This is a genomic window from Frankia gtarii, from assembly GCF_025403375.1.
GTDB lineage: Bacteria > Actinomycetota > Actinomycetes > Frankiales > Frankiaceae > Frankia > Frankia gtarii.
Map to the genome: position 1 here is coordinate 1 of NZ_JAMPTM010000480.1, position 2,401 is coordinate 2,401.

General features: G+C 72.2%; 3 protein-coding genes and 2 pseudogenes. 2 read left to right on the forward strand and 3 right to left on the reverse strand.

The features are described from left to right. The 3 genes and pseudogenes from NBZ83_RS31640 to NBZ83_RS34430 all read right to left on the reverse strand — a co-directional run. Window positions 1–677 (reverse strand): RNA-guided endonuclease InsQ/TnpB family protein (locus tag NBZ83_RS31640; protein ID WP_261576455.1); only part of this gene is annotated, 677 nt, incomplete at its 3' end. 142 nt (window positions 678–819) lie between these two features. Continuing rightward, window positions 820–957 (reverse strand): helix-turn-helix domain-containing protein, encoded by a 138-nt coding sequence (locus NBZ83_RS34710; protein WP_498041099.1) that lies wholly within the window; start codon window positions 955–957, stop codon window positions 820–822. A gap of 1 nt (window position 958) precedes the next feature. Further along, window positions 959–1,104 (reverse strand): annotated as a pseudogene (locus NBZ83_RS34430) (IS200/IS605 family transposase); the annotation flags it as partial. A gap of 97 nt (window positions 1,105–1,201) precedes the next feature. Between NBZ83_RS34430 and NBZ83_RS31650 the strand changes: the two are divergent. Further along, window positions 1,202–1,756 (forward strand): GNAT family N-acetyltransferase, encoded by a 555-nt coding sequence (locus NBZ83_RS31650; RefSeq protein ID WP_261571328.1) that lies wholly within the window; start codon window positions 1,202–1,204, stop codon window positions 1,754–1,756. A gap of 185 nt (window positions 1,757–1,941) precedes the next feature. Next, window positions 1,942–2,401, forward strand: a pseudogene (locus tag NBZ83_RS31655) (hypothetical protein); the annotation flags it as partial.

The window sequence follows — 2,401 nt, forward strand, 5'->3', positions numbered from 1 at the left end:
CCCACATCATGAATCGACCTACTCAACCCCGACTTCCCCCCCTGCCCGTTCGCCAGGAACACCCCCGACAAGTCCGGGCCCGGCCCGGGCCTCGCCCGGCGCACCATGCCCGTGACGGCGAGCTTCTCCACAGCGATCAGATCATGACCGCGGACCAGCCCCAGCGCCGTCCTGTGGGCATGATCGAACCGCTGCCGGACAACACCCCGGCCGATCGTCCCCACCCAGGTAGCGGCCTTCCCGCACCGCGCCGAACCCCGCCTCCTACGGGACAGATCCCGCTGCGCGACGGCCAGCCGGCCCGCGGACCGCTCGAGGCATGTCGAGTTCGGCTCGTGCTCACCGTTCGAGGTGGTCAGGAACGACGCGACGCCGACATCCACACCGACCACGGTGCCGGTGGGCGGCAGCGGCTCAGCGGGGGCGTCGTCGCAGGACAGGATGACGTACCAGCGTCTGCCCTCACGTTTGATGCTGACCGTTTTGACCCTGCCGAGCACCGGCCGGTGCTGGTGGACCTTGACGTGGCCGACGCCCTGCAGGCGCACGAACGTCCGCGTGGGATTCTCCGGCTGCGCGTCCCAACGGCAGCCGTCGCCGTCGGCCGGCCACTGCACGGTGCCGAACCGGCCTGCGCCCTGGAAACGCGGATAGCCGGGGATCCCACCCGCCTTCACCCGGCGGGAGAATCCGGCGAACGCCCTCTCCAGCCGGCGCAGCGTGGCCTGCTGCGAGGAGAACGACCAGCCGGGCCTGATCAGGGTCGTCCGCCCGCATGTCCTTCACCTGAGCCGACTGATCATCGTAACGGATGCGGGTTTACGACGGGTGTCGGTAGGCATCACGCCGCTCCTGCAACGCCGCGTTGTACAGAGCGCGATGGTCGTCGAGCATTATGCCGAACGCGACCGTCTGCCCGGCGGTCGGACGCAGCAGGAACGTGTACGCACGCCGCACCAGACCACAGGTGCGCGAACTCGGCGCACGTGCGACGTGAAACCCATCCACCTGATTGGCGACGTGCGACGGGGAATGCTCCGGGTGAGCCTCGACGAACAGGTGAACACGGTCAGGTTCGATCCCCAACACGACGACCGGCCAGTCGCACGCGGCAAACACCGGCACGGCCGGTCCAGCCGGTACGGATCCGTACCGGATTCCCCTGACGCCTGAAGGCGACAGTCCCCTCCGGAGGTCTTTGATGGTCACCATCAGGGCAGCCCGTCCGTCCGACACCGCCGGCATCCGAGCGGTCTACGCGCCGTTCGTCGCCGGATCGCCGGCGACCTTCGAGGAGGAGCTCCCGACGGTCGAGGACCTCCACGCGCGGATGTTCACCTCTCCCCGCCGGCCATGGCTGGTCGCCGAGGCCGGCGGGGAGATCGCCGGCTACGCCTACGCCAGCGCGCACCATGCGCGCGCGTCCTACCGCTGGTCGGTGGACACGTCGGTCTACCTGGCCGCCGCGCACCACCGGCGAGGGCTCGGCCGGCGGCTGTACGACGCGCTGATCGCCGAGGTGCGGGCGCTGGGCTACCTCAACCTGTACGCGGGCATCACGCTTCCGAACGCGGCGAGCGTCGCGCTGCACACCGCCGTCGGATTCCGCCCGGTCGGGGTGTTCCCCCGCGCGGGATACAAGCTCGGCGCCTGGCACGACGTCGGCTGGTTCGGGCTGACCATCGTCGGCGAGCACCCCGCCGATCCTGCCGATCCCCGTCCCTGGCTGCCCGAAGGCGCGCCCGCGAGCAGCTGACGACCGACAGCCCCGACTCTCCGGACACCACCGGGCCGGGCACCACCGGGCCGGGCAGGATCAGGCCGGACAGGATCAGGCCGGGCACAATCGGCTGGGGCAATCGGCTGGGTGCGCCGGACGGCGCGGGTGGGGCCGGGGCGGCGCAATCGCCGTCGGCCCACAATCCCGTGTCGGGTCGCGCGATGACCCCCTGGACGCCCACCGGCGCACCGGCGGACCGGGCGGCGTCGGACGACGTGTTCGCGGGCGGCGCTGCACCCGACCGGACCCCGGCCGACCAGACCCCCGTCGAGCCTGCCTCGGCGGCCATGGCTGTCCCCAGCCTCGCGCAGGACGATCCGCGGTCGCCGGAACCGTCCGCCCGTCCGGAGGTGGCGGTTTCGCCGGTGGTGTCCGGCGGTGCGGTGCCGGCCATCCCGTCGGATCCGGCAGTGGTCCCACCGTCGCCGTCCCCCGCCGCGCCCGACTTCCGTGCCACCCCGGCCACCCCGGCCGCAGTGGGCTCCGTGGGCTCCGCGGTCGAGGGGGATCGCGCGGGAGTCGGCTCGTCCTTGACGGGGATGCCGGTACCGGCCGGGGCGCAGGGCGCCGGCGCGGAGAATTCGATCGGCGCCGACGCGTGGGAGGGATCGGGACCGGCGG